The following is a 16,346-nucleotide window of genomic DNA, read 5'->3' as shown; positions in this document are numbered from 1 at the left end:
TCCGAAGCCCCTAAACTGATATTGTTTTGGTTCTACAAAGGTTAAATTTCTCCGAAATTATGTCAAATTATACCTCGGAGAGGTTTAACCTTTGTAGAAAAATTGAAAGTGTAGTAGTAAACTTCGAAGAAGTTTAACCTTAAATCTTCCGCCAAATAGTAGATAGTTCCGTTAAATAATTGATTTTCCTCTTTACTGAATTTTTGATTGACAGTGTTTTGTCGAATTGTCCATTGTTAATTATCCATTACTTAAATTATAGTCTATTATGCCCTTAAATATTCCACAAACTAATCAGAAAAAAGTAATTATTATTGGAGCAGGTTTTGGAGGATTGCAACTTGCTCAGAGCCTTGCTGGAGATAGCGATTTTCAAGTAGTTTTGATTGATAAAAACAATTATCATCAATTTCAACCGCTTTTTTATCAGGTTGCCACCGCTGGACTTGAGCCATCGGCGATTTCTTTTCCGCTTCGTTTGGCGTTTCATAATCACCCCAATGTTCATGTACGTGTGGCTTCGGTGACGAAGATTGTTACAGAAACCAATACCATTGAAACGGATTTGGGGGAATTACAATACGATTATTTAGTATTGGCAATTGGAGCAGATACCAACTTTTTTGGCAATAAAAATATTCAAGAAAAAGCTTTGCCAATGAAGTCTGTTGGAGAAGCATTGGGTTTGAGAAATAGACTTTTAGAAAATTTTGAAAAAGCATTGGTTTCTGATAATCAAGAAGATAGAGTTGGGTTGATGAATGTGGTTGTGGTTGGTGGAGGTCCAACTGGTGTGGAAGTTTCGGGGACTTTGGCAGAAATGAAAAAACACGTTCTTCCGAAAGACTATCCCGAATTAGATTTTGATTTGATGCAAATTCATATCATTGAATCAGGAGCGGAGTTGTTAGGACCAATGTCAAAAAATGCTCAGATAAAATCAAAGGAATATCTTGAACAATTGGGCGTAAATGTGCGATTAAGTACAAGAGTTACCGATTTTGACGGTGAATTTGTGTATATCAATGATGGAACGACGATTCGTACCAATAATTTAGTTTGGGCAGCAGGAGTGAAGGCAAATGCAATTGAAGGAATTAATCCTGATGTTTTAGCCAGAGGTGGACGCATGAAAGTAAATCGTTATAATCAGGTAGAAGGTTATGAAAACATTTTTGCTTTGGGTGACGTTGCTTTTATGACCGAAGAAAAATATCCTAACGGACACCCGCAAGTGGCACAACCAGCCATTCAACAAGGTAAATTGTTAGCAAAAAACCTGAGAAATCTCATTCGTGGAAACATACTTTCTGAGTTCTTTTATAAAGATTTAGGCTCGATGGCTACCGTTGGAAGAAATTTAGCGGTGGTTGATTTGCCTTTTTGGCGTTTTCAAGGATTTTTCGCTTGGCTGACGTGGATGTTTGTTCACTTAATAGCCATTGTAGGCGTAAAAAACAGACTTTTAATTTTCATAAACTGGCTTTGGAATTATGTTACTTATGACCAATCGTTGAGATTAATTATTAGGGCTAAGTCGCCGAAGAGTTAAAAGGTTTTAATCAATCAGTTGCTGAACAATTCAAATTAGAAGAGAGAATTGTAATTGGATTAATTGATGTCACAAAACTTATAGCTGAAGCTTATAGCCGATTACTATTTTTTTGTAAAACCTCAATATTCAAATTAATTTATTCCGTATCTTTGTGGTTATAATTCAATGAAAAGATAACTATTCTTGAATATTTATTAAATAAGTACAATTTCATTAAGAGTACAATCTCTCAACAAAATAAGCTAAAACCTACGAGTAAAAGAGTTTTATGGAAGCAACACAAAAAAAGATAAGACCTAAAAATAGTGGGACAAAACAGTTGTTTGACAACCCAATTTTAGAAAAACTATCGCATACCCATATAGCAGTTCCTGTATCAATGTTTTTCATTTCAGGAGCAATTTTGGGCTACTATGCTTTTACGCATACAAATTTTAGTAATACCGCAATTGGTGGTTTGTTTGCTTTAGGAGCAATCACATTTACTTTCGTTGAATATTGGGTTCATCGTAGTGTTTACCACATCGAACCAACTACCGAAGCCAGAGCGAAATTTCAATACGTGGCTCACGGTGTACATCACGAGTATCCGAAAGATAAAACTCGTTTGGCAATGCCGCCAATTCTTGCTGCAATAGCTGCAATCACGCTTTTTACGATATTTTTTGTTTTAATGGGCGAAGCTGCTTATTCATTTTTTCCCGGTTTTATTTGGGGATATGCTGCGTATTTATTGGTACACTATGCTGTTCATGCGTATGCACCACCCAAAAATTTCTTAAAACAATTATGGATTAATCACGCTGTGCATCATTACAAAGATGGAAATGCCGTTTTTGGAGTATCGTCTCCAATTTGGGATTATGTTTTTGGAACAATGGCAACGATGGATAAATCGAAAGTTTCAGAAAATCTTTAACATTGAGATATTATACTAAGCGAAAAGCGATTTGCGAGAAAGTGAATGAGTAAATTACTGAAAATCAATAGCTTAAATTACTCCTTTTTTACAAACAGTAATCAGTTCGGTATAAATTACAAACAAAAACTCCACATAGCATAATGCTTCATGTGGAGTTTTTTATTTTATCTTTGGATAGATTTAGTAGGACAGGTTGCCAACCTGTCAAGTGTCAAAACAAAACAGACAGATTAGAAACCTGTCCTACTCATAAGTTATGAAAATATTGCTAATTGAAGACGAACCCAAAACGTTACAATCTCTCCGACAAGGACTTGAAGAAAATGGCTTTGAGGTAGATATTGCTTACGATGGAATGATAGGGAAGCATCTTGCTAAAAAAAACCAATATCAAATTATTGTTACCGACATTATTATGCCGGGAATGAATGGCTTACAACTCAGCAAAGAATTACGAGCGGAAGGTATTACAACGCCCATTTTGATGTTGACTGCTTTGGGAAGTATCGAAGAAAAATTGATGGGTTTTGATGCAGGAGCTGATGATTATTTAGTAAAACCATTCGATTTCTTAGAACTTTTGGCACGAATAAAAGTCTTGGCAAAACGCACGCAGTCGCTTTTACCCTTGACAGGTAATTTGCTAAATTATGGGGATTTAGAAATGAATCTTGATGCTCATACAGTTACAAGAGGTGGCAGTAAAATTGATTTAACTGCTCGTGAGTTTGCTCTGTTGGAATACCTTTTAAGAAATCACGGAAAGGTAATTTCAAAAGCTGATATTGCTGAAAAAGTATGGGATAGCAGAATTGATATGGGAACAAATGTCATTGAGGTTTTTATGACCATGTTACGAAAAAAAGTAGATAAAAATTACGACACTAAGCTCATTCATACGCAATATGGCGTAGGATATGTACTAAAAATGGAAGAATAATTTCAGTTATCAGTTAACAGTTAACAGTTAGCAGTTAACAATTAACAGTTAACAGTAGATAGTGAACAATTAACAGTTAACAGTAGATAGTGAACAGTTACCAATGTTCAATTCATAACTGTTTACTGTTCACTGCTAACTGCTAACTGTTCACTGCTAACTGTTTACTGCTAACTGTTTACTGTTCACTGCTAACTGTTTACTGTTAACTGTTTACTGTTAACTGATAACTGTTCACTGCTAACTGTTCACTGAAAATATGCAAATACGAGCCAAACTTACTTTACAATTTACGTTATTAGTTTCGGTGATTGTTTTGGCAATCTTCGTGGTAATTTATTGGCTTCGTCATAACTATATTGAGGAAGAATTTTACAAACGCCTTACTCAAAAAGCCACAACATCAGCAGAATTATTGGTAACCGTTAAAGAAGTAAATGCAAAACTTTTAAAGAAAATTGAGAAAGCCAATAACGACGTTCTTTATCGTGAAAACCTCATTATTTACGACTATAAAAACCTAAAAGTATATTCCAGAAACGATACGAGTCGTTTTAAGATTTCTCCCGAAATGCTAAATCAAATCAGGAAACAACATTTTGCAAGGTTTAAGCAAGGGGAGTTTAAAATTGTAGGAATGCTTTATACTGACCGCTTCAATCGTGTGGTTACGGTAGCAGGGGCGATGGATTTATCGGGTAAAAAAGACTTACAAAACCTATTTAATACCATGGTTTGGTTGTTTTTATGTGTGTTTTTATTGGTAACTTTTGTAGGATATTATTTTGCAGTACGAGCTTTATCGCCCATTTCGGAGGTTATTCAGCAGGTACAAACCATTTATCCACAGAATGTCAACCAAAGATTGACGATACAAAATCCTAAGGACGAAATCGGGCGACTTACCGCTACTTTTAATGAACTTTTAGAACGTTTAAGTGAGGTTTTCAGACTACAAAATTTATTCGTGTCCAATGTCTCGCATGAGATGAAAAACCCTTTAATGAAAATCGGTTCACAGATTGATGTTGCCTTGCTGAAAAGTCGTTCGCCAGAGGAATATTTAACTATTTTGCAGTCTGTTAGGCAGGATATTCGAGAAATGGGACAGCTCTCAAACACACTTTTAGAGTTGGCAAAAGTGAGCGATTTGAATCATAAATTGATGTACGATGAAGTCCGTTTGGATGAAACAATTTGGGAAGCGGGCGATTTACTTTTGCAAGCCGAACAAAATTATCAAGTACAAGTAGATTTTGCCGATGAATTGGAAGAAGATACACAATTGGTGGTAAAAGGAAATGCTCAATTACTCAAAACTGCTTTTGTAAATTTGATGGAAAATGGCTGTAAGTTTTCCGAAAACCATTTGGTAAAAGTAAGTTTACACTTTTTGAAAGACCATATTGAGGTTCAATTTATCAATCAAGGGAAAATGGAAAAGCCAGAAATAGACCTGATTTTCGAACCTTTTTACCGCAGTCAAAACACTGCAAGTATCAAAGGTTACGGTGTTGGATTGTCGTTGGTAAATAGAATTGTAAAACTGCACGGAGGAAACATCAAAGTGCAATGTATTGATAATCAGACAGTTTTTGTGCTTTGGTTACCGTATTCAGTCGGTGCTAAAGTTGGCATTGGTTAATGGTTATTGGTTGATTGGTTATTGGTTGATTGGTTAATGGTTGATTGGTGGCTTAGTTAATTGGTCGAGTTTTGTATTTAAGTATCGGTCTTAATTTACCAATGTACCAATAACCAGTTTCCAATCCACCAATAACCAATCCACCAATCCACTAATAACTAATAACCAATCCACCAATAACCAATCAACTAATTTCTTCCAAAAGTTCAGATACAGATTTCTTCAAAACAGGATGTATAAAATCAGGAGCAATTTCTGCTATTGGTTCTAATACAAAAAGTCGTTCTTGCATCAGTGGGTGCGGAATATTGAGATGCTCGGAAATATTAATGATTTCTTGCCCGTAAAAAATAATATCAATATCAATTAATCTTGCTCCCCATTTTTCAATTCTTACTCTTCCTAACTGTTGTTCAATAGCCTGAGTTTTCTCCAAAACAACTAAAGGCATTAAATTTGTAGCTATTTCTAAAGCGATATTCAAAAAGTCAGGTTGGTCAGTTTTTCCCCAAGCAGGAGTTTCATAATATTTTGATTGTGAAATAATTACACCAACATTTTCTTGAATTGCGGTAATAGCTTGATTGAGTATTTCTTCTCTATTTCCTAAATTAGAGCCTAAAAGTAAATATACAGTTTGGAGATTTGCCGTTTGCATCGTATTTTTAATAACAAAGATACGTAAATAAACAGCCTAATTTTTATTCATTTGGGCTTATAAACACCTCATAAAACAAATGCGAAATATATCAAAAGGCTCTGTGTTGATTTCTGAACCGTTTTTGGGTGACCCAAATTTCTCAAGAAGTGTCGTGTTGATTTGTGAACACGAAACTACTCAAGGTTCGTTTGGTTTGATTTTGAATCAAACCTCAAGTCTATTTCTGGCAGATGTTTTAGAAGAAAATATTTATCCAGATATTCCTCTTTTTGTGGGTGGTCCTGTGCAACATAATACTTTACATTATTTGCATCGTCGCCCAGATGTGATTGATGGTGGAATAGAAGTAATGAAAGGCGTAACATGGGGCGGTAACTTTCAGCAAGTCAAGGAGTTATTGAACAATGGCGTTTTGTCTGCCAATGATATTCGTTGCTTTATCGGTTATTCGGGTTGGGAAATTGACCAACTTGATAATGAACTAAAAAAGGATTCTTGGATTGTTTCTAAAACAACCGCAGATGTAATTTTTGATACGCCTGCGGAAAATTTTTGGCGAAATATTTTGAAAGATATGGGCGGAGATTTTAAAGTAATGGCAAATTACCCAATCGACCCGAGACTTAATTAGTTGTGAATTTTTGAATTGAGAATTAGTGAATTATGAATTAGTGAGTTGTGATTTTATTCTTTCAAGAACTAATTCCCAATAACCAATTCCCAATAACTAATAACCAATAAATATCCCAAACACGTGAATGAAATACCCGAACACACCATCATTTATACTCGTCCGACCGACCACCTTATGTTTCTTTTAGGCGGTTTGGGGAATGCTTTGTACATGATTTTTTTCTTGATTGAAACGGAGTATTTTCTCGGAATTTTGTTTTTGGCAATATCTGTTTTTCTGATTTACAGATATATAAAAAGCTCACAGGCTCAGCCAAAGCTCATTCTTAGTCAAGATGGCATACAAGTAATCGGTCAGCCTTTTGTGTCTTGGGCGATGGTGCATGGACTACAAATTCGTCCTGATATAAAGAAAAGTGAATATTCAGAAACTTTCATTTTTACCAATAATGGACGCATTCAAGAATTTCCAATCAATAAACTTTCCATCACTTCTTGGCAATTAGAAAAGCTTTTGGAAAACTATCAAGAACGTTTTAGAGGAAGCCAAGAAGAAGATAGAGAGCAGATTATAGATGATAGAGAATAGATTACAGGGGGCTTTTCATCAAACTGTGTCAAGTATTTTAAAAAGTGGTCTCATTGCCTTGAAATAAGCATTTTTGAAACCAAAAGTAGAAATTGACACAGTTTGATGAAAAGCCCCCAAATCCCAACCCCTACTTACAAATTTCTCTTTTTCCCTTTGCTATCAATCACTTCAACCGATTTTACATCGGGAGAAAGTAATAAATTTCTTGATGATTGAGATAAGAATGACGTTCCATAACCAACTTCTACTCTCCTACTTTTGCCATTTTTCAATTTCTCAATCGCTACTATATCACCCGATTGTAGAGGTTTTGAAATATAGTTTTTCGTGCCTTTAAAGGTTTTCAGTTCGGCTAAGTTTTGCGTTGCCATCATCAAAGGTTGTCCTTTGGCATTGGTAACTCTTACCAAACCTTTAGCATCGCCACCCACACAGAAAGCAGTTTCGGATAATGTCAATGGTTTGAACTGTCCTTTGCCATTTCCTTTCAATAATAAACCATTGAAGGCATCAAAACGCCCCACTGAAACTTCTGTACCGAAGTCGTTACCCACCATCAAAATATCTAAGTTTCCATCAGCATCAAAATCCTCCACTAACATTCCGTTTATTGGAGCGGTTTGTGTTTGCAAAGGCAAAGCTGAAATTTTAAACTCTCCTTTTCCAAGATTTTCAATATAACTGGTTTTTAGATGATTGGCTTTAAATATCAATGCGTCTTTCAAATCATCTTCCGATAAAACGTCTTTAATTCCTGCATTGGCAAACTTCGAGAAGTTATCAAATTTCTTACGAATGGTATTCATTTGTTTTGCCAAATCGTCTCTTCCATGAAAAGTAACTTCTATTCTTTCCCCTTCTTTAGTTTTATAAAATACCGTTGGAATGGCATCATAATTACCATCAGTATTAAAATCTTTGGCATAAATACTCACAGGATATTCGTCAGACGCACGCATGAGGGAATTTACACCCATATTTCCTGCGATATAATCCATATCTCCATCATTGTCAAAATCTCCCGCTGTTAAGCTTGTCCACAAACCCACTTCTTTGTTCAACGAGGCGGTACTTGGCGTTATGTTCGCAAATTTTCCGTTAGTATTTTTCAAAATTGTTATCGGCATCCATTCACCTGCAAGCATTAAATCAACCCAACCATCGTTATCAAAATCAGTCCACAGAGCATCACAAACTAAACCGATATTATTCAAATTTGGAGCGATTTGAGCGGTAACGTCTGTAAATTTTGCAGGTTGTCCAGCACGAGAGTCATTCCGTAAAATATAACTTGAAACAGGTTTTGGATATGCACTTACTTCCATTCGTCCACCCACAAAAAGGTCAAGGTCGCCGTCATGGTCATAATCTGTTGCTTTCACGCATGAACCACTTTTCAAGAATTTGGGTAGTGCATTTTTATTCTGTGCAAAATGTCCTTTTCCATCATTTTCATAAAATCTATCTTGATAATCGGGTGAATCTTTGGGCAATTCATTACTACCACTCACAATGTACAAATCAAGGTCGTTATCGTGGTCGGCATCAAATAAAAGCACGCCCATATCCTCCGCTAATTTTGTTTCGTCGGTTTCATTCAAGATTAAATCTGATTTTACAAATTTCCCTGCGGCATTCTGTACTAAAAACACGCCTTTCTTTTTCATCGAACCACCAATGAATACATCTTCTAAGCCATCTCCATTGACATCTCCAACGGCAATGGCAGGTCCAAATTGAGAAAGTTTATGAGGTAATAATTTTTGAATGTTAAAGTCAATCGCATCAAATTCTGAATGGACATAATTGATAGCTAACGAATCAGTTACGTCTTTAAATAATGATACCGTAGTATTTGCATTGTTTGTACTACTCACCGCCAATCTTTCATCAACAATTAACACTTGATTAGCAGGAATATTCTTGAGGATTTGTTGTTTGCCACTTTGCCAGATAATTTTTACTTCATCAATTTTTTTGGTTTTACCTAAACCAAAATGAGCCACATTTTCAATGGTTGATAAATATCCACGATAAGGCGTATTTTCATAAACCTGTTTTTGTCCATTATCGTAAGCAATTTCTACCCATGCTCCAATTCCGTTTATATTATTCGACAAACCATTGAATTTTACTCTGAGGTAATTACTTTCTTCGGGTTTTAGTTGGATTGAATTATTACGATAAACCGAAGCCGAATCGTTAATATTATTGACAACATAGTCTAAATCGCCATCATTGTCCAAATCTGCATAAGCGGCTCCATTTGAAAAACTTGGTACATCTATTCCCCATGCTTTTGTTACGTCTTCAAAACCAATTTGGGCATCGCCTACTTTACTTTTATTTTTAAAGGCATAATTAGAGATTTTCACAGAGGGTACTAATTCTAAAAGCGACATTGTTTCGGTGTAATTTCCAACGTCGTTTCGATACGCCATAAAATCTTGGTCGGTAATATCTTTAGGAAATCCGTTGGTAACGATAATATCTCTGAAACCGTCATTATCAAAGTCGGTAATCATGGGCGTCCAGCTCCAATCCGTTTCTGCTACGCCTGCCAGTAAACCCATTTCACTAAAAACAGGCTTTCCAGTTTTAGGATTAATACCTTGATTTATCTGTAAAGTATTTCTTGGGTATTGAAAGGTATAATGATATTGTTCGTTGTTTTGATAAACTAAATAATTATTTGCCATCGTCATCATTTTCTTGCGATAATTATCCGCTGGCATCATATCTACCGACATCATATCTACCAAACCATCATTATTCAAGTCTTCTACATCATTACCCATTGCCGAATGCGAAGTATGCTTAAAATAATCAGTCGCTTGGTCTGTAAATCTTGGCGAAGCACCATTTACACTTCCACTATTGATGTAGAGTAAGTCATTGGTTAAATAGTCGTTGGTTACGTAAATATCTTTCCACCCATCACGGTTAATATCCGTAATATTTACCCCCAAACCATAACCTTCTACTAAAATTCCTGCTTCTTTGCTAATGTCGGTATAAACGGGATGATTAAGTTCTTTTGAGAAATCGTTACGGTATAATCTATCAGTACGTTTCGACGAGCCATCTACAATTTTATCGTGATATTTATTCGGAAAACGAGTATCATCCATTTCATTTACCAATACATATAAATCTAAATCACTATCATTGTCATAATCAAAGAAAACCGCATTGGTTGTATGTGTGGTGTCGGCAATGCCATATTCTTTAGCCATTTCTTTAAAAATTGGCACACCATCTTTTCCAACTCCTTGATTTACATATAATAAATTGGCACGCTCATTAGCTACTTTTTTTACGGTTGCACATACATAAATATCTAATAATTTATCATTGTTAATATCCACCACTGCCACGCCCGAACACCATTTTCCTTTCGCTTCCACATTGGCTTTTTGAGAAACGTCTTCAAACTTCATATCTCCTTTATTGAGGTAAAGTTTGTTGTCAACTTGGTTTCCCGTAAAGTAAACATCCACTAATTTATCATTGTTAAAATCTCCCAATGCAACTCCTCCACCATTATTTACATACTCAAAAGTGAGAATATTCATGGTATCTAATTCGGTAATACGATTAGAGAAACTGATATTGGTTTTTTCTGTTGGGAGTTTTGTAAAAACGGTATCATCACCACAAGAATATAAAAAGCAGGAAATAATTATTGATAGTAAAAGTTGGTATTTGCGGGTCATAACTCTAATGCTTTCAGAATTGAAATACTTTTTTGATTTTATATAAAAATATAAATTTAATACGATTTTATGTAAGATTTCTAAAATCATTAGAGTTTAATTTATCCTAAATTGAAAACTCTAATGAGCATTTGTTAATCATGAAGTTATATCCATAAAAAAGAGACGGCATTGCTACCGTCTCTTTTTGCTATTTTATAATAATCGTACTATTTGTAAGAAGGGTCTTGTGTAAGTGTTGGTTTCCCGTCTTTTTCTGAACGGTCAATTGCTTCCTGAGGAATTGGGAAGAATTCATGCTTTCCTTTCACAAAGTTTGCTCCTTTCTTATAAACACGTTTAGTTGCTTCAACTGCATTGTATTTGTTCAAAGTTTCAGCAGCAATACCCCAACGTACTAAGTCGAAGAAACGGTGACCTTCCATACCAAATTCTAAACGAGTTTCAAAACGAACTGCCTTACGTGCAGTAGCAGCGTCTGTCCAAGGTGACGAATATGTTTTGATAACATAATTAGCCGCTGGTACGGGATTGCCCTTTGAGTCGAAAACTAAAGAATATGCGTCACGGCTTGAACCTTGAACTGCTTTTTGAACAAAACCTGAAGGATTAGCAGCACGAGTTCTAATTTGATTCACCAAAGCTCTACCTTTATCTAAATTTCCTAATTCAACTTCACATTCTGCTAACCATAACAACACCATGCTGTAACGCATAATACGGTAGTTATTACTTGTTAAATTACCCCATCCTGCAATACCTGTAAATGCTTTTGAAGGAATGTGTTTTTTAGGAGAATATGGGCCTGCATACGTTTGGTCACGGATAAAATCACGGTTGTGGATTTTATAGTCAATAAATAAAATACCTCTACGTCCAACAGTATGGTCAAGACGTGGGTCAAGACTTGCCGTTGATGGTTCGTAAGCGTCATCTTGTCCAACACCTTGGTCATTTTTCACATCTACATCGTTAAAAGTATCTAAAAGTGGTAAACCATTGGCATCTGTTCTAAAAGCATTCACTAAGTTTTGTGATGGCTGATAAAATCCACAACATCCCCAAGGAGAAGTATATGGGTGAGCCAAACCAACACCTGCATCGGCAGCATCAGCGTTTGCAGAAGAAGCCGCATACTGAATTTCGAAGATTGATTCTACGTTGTTACGAGTACTTGCATCATGATTATCACGGAAATTATCAACCAATTTGAATCTTCCACTTGCCACTATTTGGTCTAATATTGCTTTTGCTGCTTGCAATTTTGCGGTATTGGCAGCACCTGTACTGATGTTAAAACCTTGAAACATATAAGCTTTTGCCAAAAATGCCATTGCTGCCCATTTCGTCGGACGACCAACCTGAGCTTGTTTATCGGGTAAAACTGCCATTGCCGCTTGAAAATCAGCTTCAATTGAAGGCCAAGCATCTTTGTCATTTGGTACTTTTGTACTTTCTAAGTCATTCAAGTTGTACGTTTTGTCGTCGATATATGGAATATTTTTCCACATTTTCTTTGCTTCAAAATGGAATACTCCACGCAAGAAACGAGCTTCTGCTTCAATTTGCTTTTTACGGTCAGCATTGATGTCGGTTACGGCTTTCAAAGTATTTAAAGCATCATTTGAACGAGCAACGCCTTTAAAAAGACCTCTCCATTTATTCTTAATATGTCCGTTTGTAGCTTGAAAGTCATATTTTTCGATAAATGATTCTTCAGGTTGGTCACCTGCGTCAGTTCCTTTATAAGCATCGTCAGAGGCAAGTCCACCGAATACCCAACTTTGAATATCGTTGTTCCAAGCATCTTGACCGTCCAACCCTTGACCATCTAACATTGCGTAAGCTCCCAAGAGAACTCCTTCAACTCCTTTTGCCGTTTGTAAAGCAGAAGGGCTGTATTGACCTTGTGGTTCACGAGTCAAGAAATCGTCGTTACAAGCTGTAACAATTCCTGCTGCTAATGCAAAAGTCAAACTAAATTTTATGATATTTTTACTTTTCATTTTCTAATTAAAATTTTTGTGAAAATATATTTTTCGTTATTTATCGTTCGTCAATCACTTATATATCAAGCAATTACAAAAATTTTAGAATCCAAGATTCAAACCTAAAATAAACGTTCTTGACACAGGCATATATCCACCGTCAAATCCGATTGTGTTGTCATTACCTGTCTGAATTTCTGGGTTCAAACCTGTGTACTTCGTAAATGTTGCCAAGTTTTGTGCTTGTACATAAATCTGAGCGTTATCCAAGCCAACTTTTTTACCAATGCTTCTTGGCAAGTTGTAAGTCAACTGAATGTTTTTGATACGGAAATATGAACCATCTTCTACAAAATAACTTGATGGACGGCTACTAACTTGGTCGTTTGCATCCATAATTGGCACAGTACCGCCTTTGTTTGTTGGTTGCCATGCTTCGTATAAGGCACGTTTAGAACGGTTTCCTTGGAATGTGTTGAAGTCAGTAAAATAACGAGTATAGTTGAAGATGCTATTGCCTTGTGTACCATTCATGAAAACTGTTAAATCAAATGCTTTGTAACCTAAGTTCAAGTTCAAACCATATACAAAATCTGGGTGCGGACTACCAATAATTGTACGGTCGCTATCATCAATTTTACCATCACCGTTAATATCAGCAATCTTGAATTTACCTGCTTTGTTGTAACCATCTGCATACGGAGCCCATGCTTTTGCTTCTTCGTCAGACTGGAAGATGCCTAATACTTTATAACCAAAGAATGAAGATATTGGTAAACCTGCTTGTGTAAGTGTAAGTGCTGGAACACGTGAGCTATTACCGAAATATCTTGTATTTGGACTGGCATCTAATTTATCTACGTTATTACGGTAAGATGAAATATTGGCACCAATACTATAACGGAAGTCTTTAATTGAGTTTTTGTAATTCAAACCAAAATCAATCCCTTTATTGGTCATTTGTCCTACGTTCAAGGCAGGAGGTGTTGCATCACCAGCCGTGAAAGTAATAGGTACAGTAAATAACATATCAGAGGTTGTACGTGTCCAGAAGTCTAATTCAAATGTCAATTTACTGTTTAACAATGCTGCATCTAAACCAAAGTTTGTTGAAGTTGTTGTTTCCCATTTTGCATTTGGATTACCAAATCTTTGAGCATCATAACCAATCGTTGGCGTGATTTGGCTACCATCAATTGGATAACCTGCATGGAAAATATCTGAACGATAAGTAGTATAGGCATTGTAGTCACCAATTTTTTGGTTACCTGTTTTACCCCAACCGAAACGTAATTTTAAGTCATTTACTGCTGGCAATTGTTCTTTCATAAATTTCTCATCCGATAAACGCCATCCTAAACTGACCGCAGGGAATAATGCACTACGAGAAGCACTCAAGAAACGAGACGATGCGTCATTACGAAGGATAAATTGAACTAAGTATTTATTGTCGTAAGCATAGTTGATTTTACCAAACTGCGACCAAAGCGTAAAGTCATCATTTACACCACCATAGTTAGACACCTTAGTTGGGTCTCCTAAATCTAAATAGCTAATAATTGGATTAGTCTCGAAAGCATAACCATTTCTACCAGCTCCAAAAGTTTCTCTAAAACGTTTGATAGACTCAAGACCAATGTAAGTATCAAATTTGTGAACAGTTTTAAATGTTTTGCTGTAAGACAATGTATTTTGCCAAGTCCACTGATAATCGTAGATATTTTGTGAAGTTGAACCGTTATTGAAGCTACCTTCTACATATTCTGGGTTAGCACGACCGATATACAATCCACGCTCGCCAGTTAAGTCAATACCGAAACTTGTTTTAGCTGTTAAGTTCGGAATAATGTCAAACTCAGCATAAGCATTACCGAAAGTTCTTAGACGGTAAGTATGGTTATCTTTCTGACGATAAAGTGTTGCATAAGGGTTTGAGTTGTTACCTAAGTTCTCACCACGGCTACCTGCAAAATTTCCTGCAATATCATAAATTGGTAATAATGGATGGTGTTTGTAAGAACCTGAAACGGCATTTTGTTCTTCGTTATTTCCAAAACCTCCTTGTCTGTTATCAAAAGATACTGTGAAGTTTTCACCTACTCTCAAACGCTTATTAACTGCTGAGAATTCTGTGTTTGCACGCAATGTATAACGTTCATAGCCAATGAATTTCACAACACCTTGTTGGTTGAAATATCCCAATGAAAGTGCATAACGACCATTTTCTGTACCACCAGTAGCATTCAATTGATAGTTTTGAATCGGTGCCGTTTGTGTTACAGCTTTCCACCAATCAGTATCTGCTGATTTTGTGATTGCGTAGATATTATCAGGCGTTAATGAATATAATTTAGGGTCAACTGCGGCAGTTCCTTCTGCTCCTCTACTTGGAAATACATACGCTGGAATAGTAACTTCACCACTTGCTCCATAAGAATATTGACCGTGCGAAGGCGTTTTTCCTGCATATTTATCAGCTAAATATAAATACTGACCCAATTCTTTAGCATTTAAAGCTTGAACATCTTCCGATGTTTTTTGTGAACCATAATAACTACTGAATGAGATTTTTGGCACACCTGCTTTTCCTTTTTTAGTCGTGATGATAACAACACCATTACCCGCACGAGAACCATAAATTGATGCAGAAGAAGCATCTTTCAAGATTTGGATAGTCTCAATATCATTTGGGTTTAAGTTTCCTTGGTTTTCAGTTGGCACACCATCAATTACAAATAGAGGGTCGTTGTTACCAATTGTACCAAAACCACGAATACGCACCGTTGCGTTACCACCTGGCGTAGCATCATTGACAATACTCAAACCTGAAGCACGACCTTGCAATTGTTGTGCAAAAGTAGTTGCTGGTACAGACTGTAAATCTTTTGCTGCCACTGTGGTTACTGCACCTGTAATGTCTCTTTTTGATTGAGAACCATAACCAGTCACTACCACTTCTTCTAAGGCAGAAATATCTTCAGTTAACGTAATTCCGATATTTGATTGAGAACCAACCTTTACTTCTCTTGCTGTATATCCAACAGACGAAATCATTAATACATCATTGCCACTTTTTACATTGATAGCAAATTCTCCGTTAGCTCCAGTTGATGTACCCGTTTGTGTACCTTTCACTAATACAGATGCCCCAGGAATGCCTTGTCCGTCCACCCCTGAGACTTTACCTGTTACACGTCTATCCTGTGCAGAGGCATAAAAACTCAGAAATGTGAGCAATAAAAAAATACTTTGTCGTAAATGTTTATTTTTCATAAAGTTGTTAAGTTAAAAAAATGAGAAAAATGGTAAAATTTTAAATGTATTTGAGGTACTCGATTAAATGCTATCTGATTTTAGGCAACAACAAATCATTAGGGGTTGTGTAAAAAGTCCATAACCCCGTAATTTTTGTTACAAAATTCAAGATTGAGTTGATTCACTTCTAACATTTTAGCTCTCAAAGGCATGAAAAAGTGAATAAAACGGCTTTTTCATGCCTTTTTACCCTTTTTACTGGCTCTTTGGACATAATACTCCTTCCAACAGCCACTTTGTTGGCAGTAAACCTTTCTGAGATTATGAGCCATTGAGAGAATTCCATATTCGATATATACTTTTTCTTTTCCTCTGAGAATAAACCTATCGTATTTCATATTATACTTGATGTCTCCAAAAGCTGACTCTACCTCAATTG

Annotated in this window: 11 protein-coding genes; 6 read left to right on the top strand and 5 right to left on the bottom strand. The window is 36.0% G+C overall.

Annotation, left to right across the window (positions count from 1 at the left end):
• Positions 1-268 precede the first annotated feature (268 nt).
• The 4 genes from LV89_RS12325 (at position 269) to LV89_RS12310 (ending at position 5,062) form a co-directional block, all read left to right on the top strand.
• The gene (locus LV89_RS12325) at positions 269-1,552 is read left to right on the top strand and encodes an NAD(P)/FAD-dependent oxidoreductase (protein ID WP_109743204.1); all 1,284 of its coding nucleotides are present in this window, start codon (positions 269-271) and stop codon (positions 1,550-1,552) included.
• Between the two features lie 271 nt (positions 1,553-1,823).
• Entirely contained in the window at positions 1,824-2,474 is a 651-nt protein-coding gene (locus LV89_RS12320) for a sterol desaturase family protein (RefSeq protein WP_109743203.1), read from the top strand.
• Between the two features lie 259 nt (positions 2,475-2,733).
• On the top strand, positions 2,734-3,417 hold the full coding sequence (locus tag LV89_RS12315; RefSeq protein ID WP_109743202.1) for a response regulator: 684 nt from the start codon (positions 2,734-2,736) through the stop codon (positions 3,415-3,417).
• A gap of 259 nt (positions 3,418-3,676) precedes the next feature.
• The gene (locus LV89_RS12310; protein WP_109743201.1) at positions 3,677-5,062 is read left to right on the top strand and encodes a HAMP domain-containing sensor histidine kinase; all 1,386 of its coding nucleotides are present in this window, start codon (positions 3,677-3,679) and stop codon (positions 5,060-5,062) included.
• 184 nt (positions 5,063-5,246) lie between these two features.
• Here the strand turns inward: LV89_RS12310 and folK are convergent, their stop codons facing one another.
• Positions 5,247-5,720, bottom strand: coding sequence for a 2-amino-4-hydroxy-6-hydroxymethyldihydropteridine diphosphokinase (folK, locus tag LV89_RS12305; protein WP_109743200.1), 474 nt, complete (start codon positions 5,718-5,720; stop codon positions 5,247-5,249).
• Positions 5,721-5,799: 79 nt separating this feature from the next.
• Here folK and LV89_RS12300 point away from each other — a divergent pair, with 79 nt between their 5' ends.
• Positions 5,800-6,354: a YqgE/AlgH family protein gene (locus tag LV89_RS12300; RefSeq protein WP_109743199.1), complete on the top strand. Its 555-nt coding sequence runs from the start codon at positions 5,800-5,802 to the stop codon at positions 6,352-6,354.
• A gap of 123 nt (positions 6,355-6,477) precedes the next feature.
• Positions 6,478-6,945: a hypothetical protein gene (locus LV89_RS12295; RefSeq protein WP_146199153.1), complete on the top strand. Its 468-nt coding sequence runs from the start codon at positions 6,478-6,480 to the stop codon at positions 6,943-6,945.
• 134 nt (positions 6,946-7,079) lie between these two features.
• Here LV89_RS12295 and LV89_RS12290 read toward each other — a convergent pair whose 3' ends face one another.
• The 4 genes from LV89_RS12290 to LV89_RS12275 form a co-directional block, all read right to left on the bottom strand.
• Entirely contained in the window at positions 7,080-10,664 is a 3,585-nt protein-coding gene (locus LV89_RS12290; RefSeq protein WP_109743331.1) for a VCBS repeat-containing protein, read from the bottom strand.
• 209 nt (positions 10,665-10,873) lie between these two features.
• Complete coding sequence (locus tag LV89_RS12285; RefSeq protein WP_109743197.1) at positions 10,874-12,670, bottom strand: RagB/SusD family nutrient uptake outer membrane protein; 1,797 nt, start codon at positions 12,668-12,670, stop codon at positions 10,874-10,876.
• A gap of 84 nt (positions 12,671-12,754) precedes the next feature.
• Positions 12,755-15,925, bottom strand: a complete 3,171-nt coding sequence (locus LV89_RS12280; protein ID WP_109743196.1) for a SusC/RagA family TonB-linked outer membrane protein — start codon at positions 15,923-15,925, stop codon at positions 12,755-12,757.
• Between the two features lie 218 nt (positions 15,926-16,143).
• Positions 16,144-16,346: transposase (locus tag LV89_RS12275; RefSeq protein WP_211321200.1), on the bottom strand; the 203-nt coding region annotated here is incomplete at its 5' end.

It is taken from the genome of Arcicella aurantiaca (genome assembly GCF_003148625.1).
In the GTDB taxonomy this organism is placed as follows: Bacteria; Bacteroidota; Bacteroidia; order Cytophagales; family Spirosomataceae; genus Arcicella; species Arcicella aurantiaca.
This window is presented reverse-complemented; position numbering and strand designations above follow the sequence as displayed.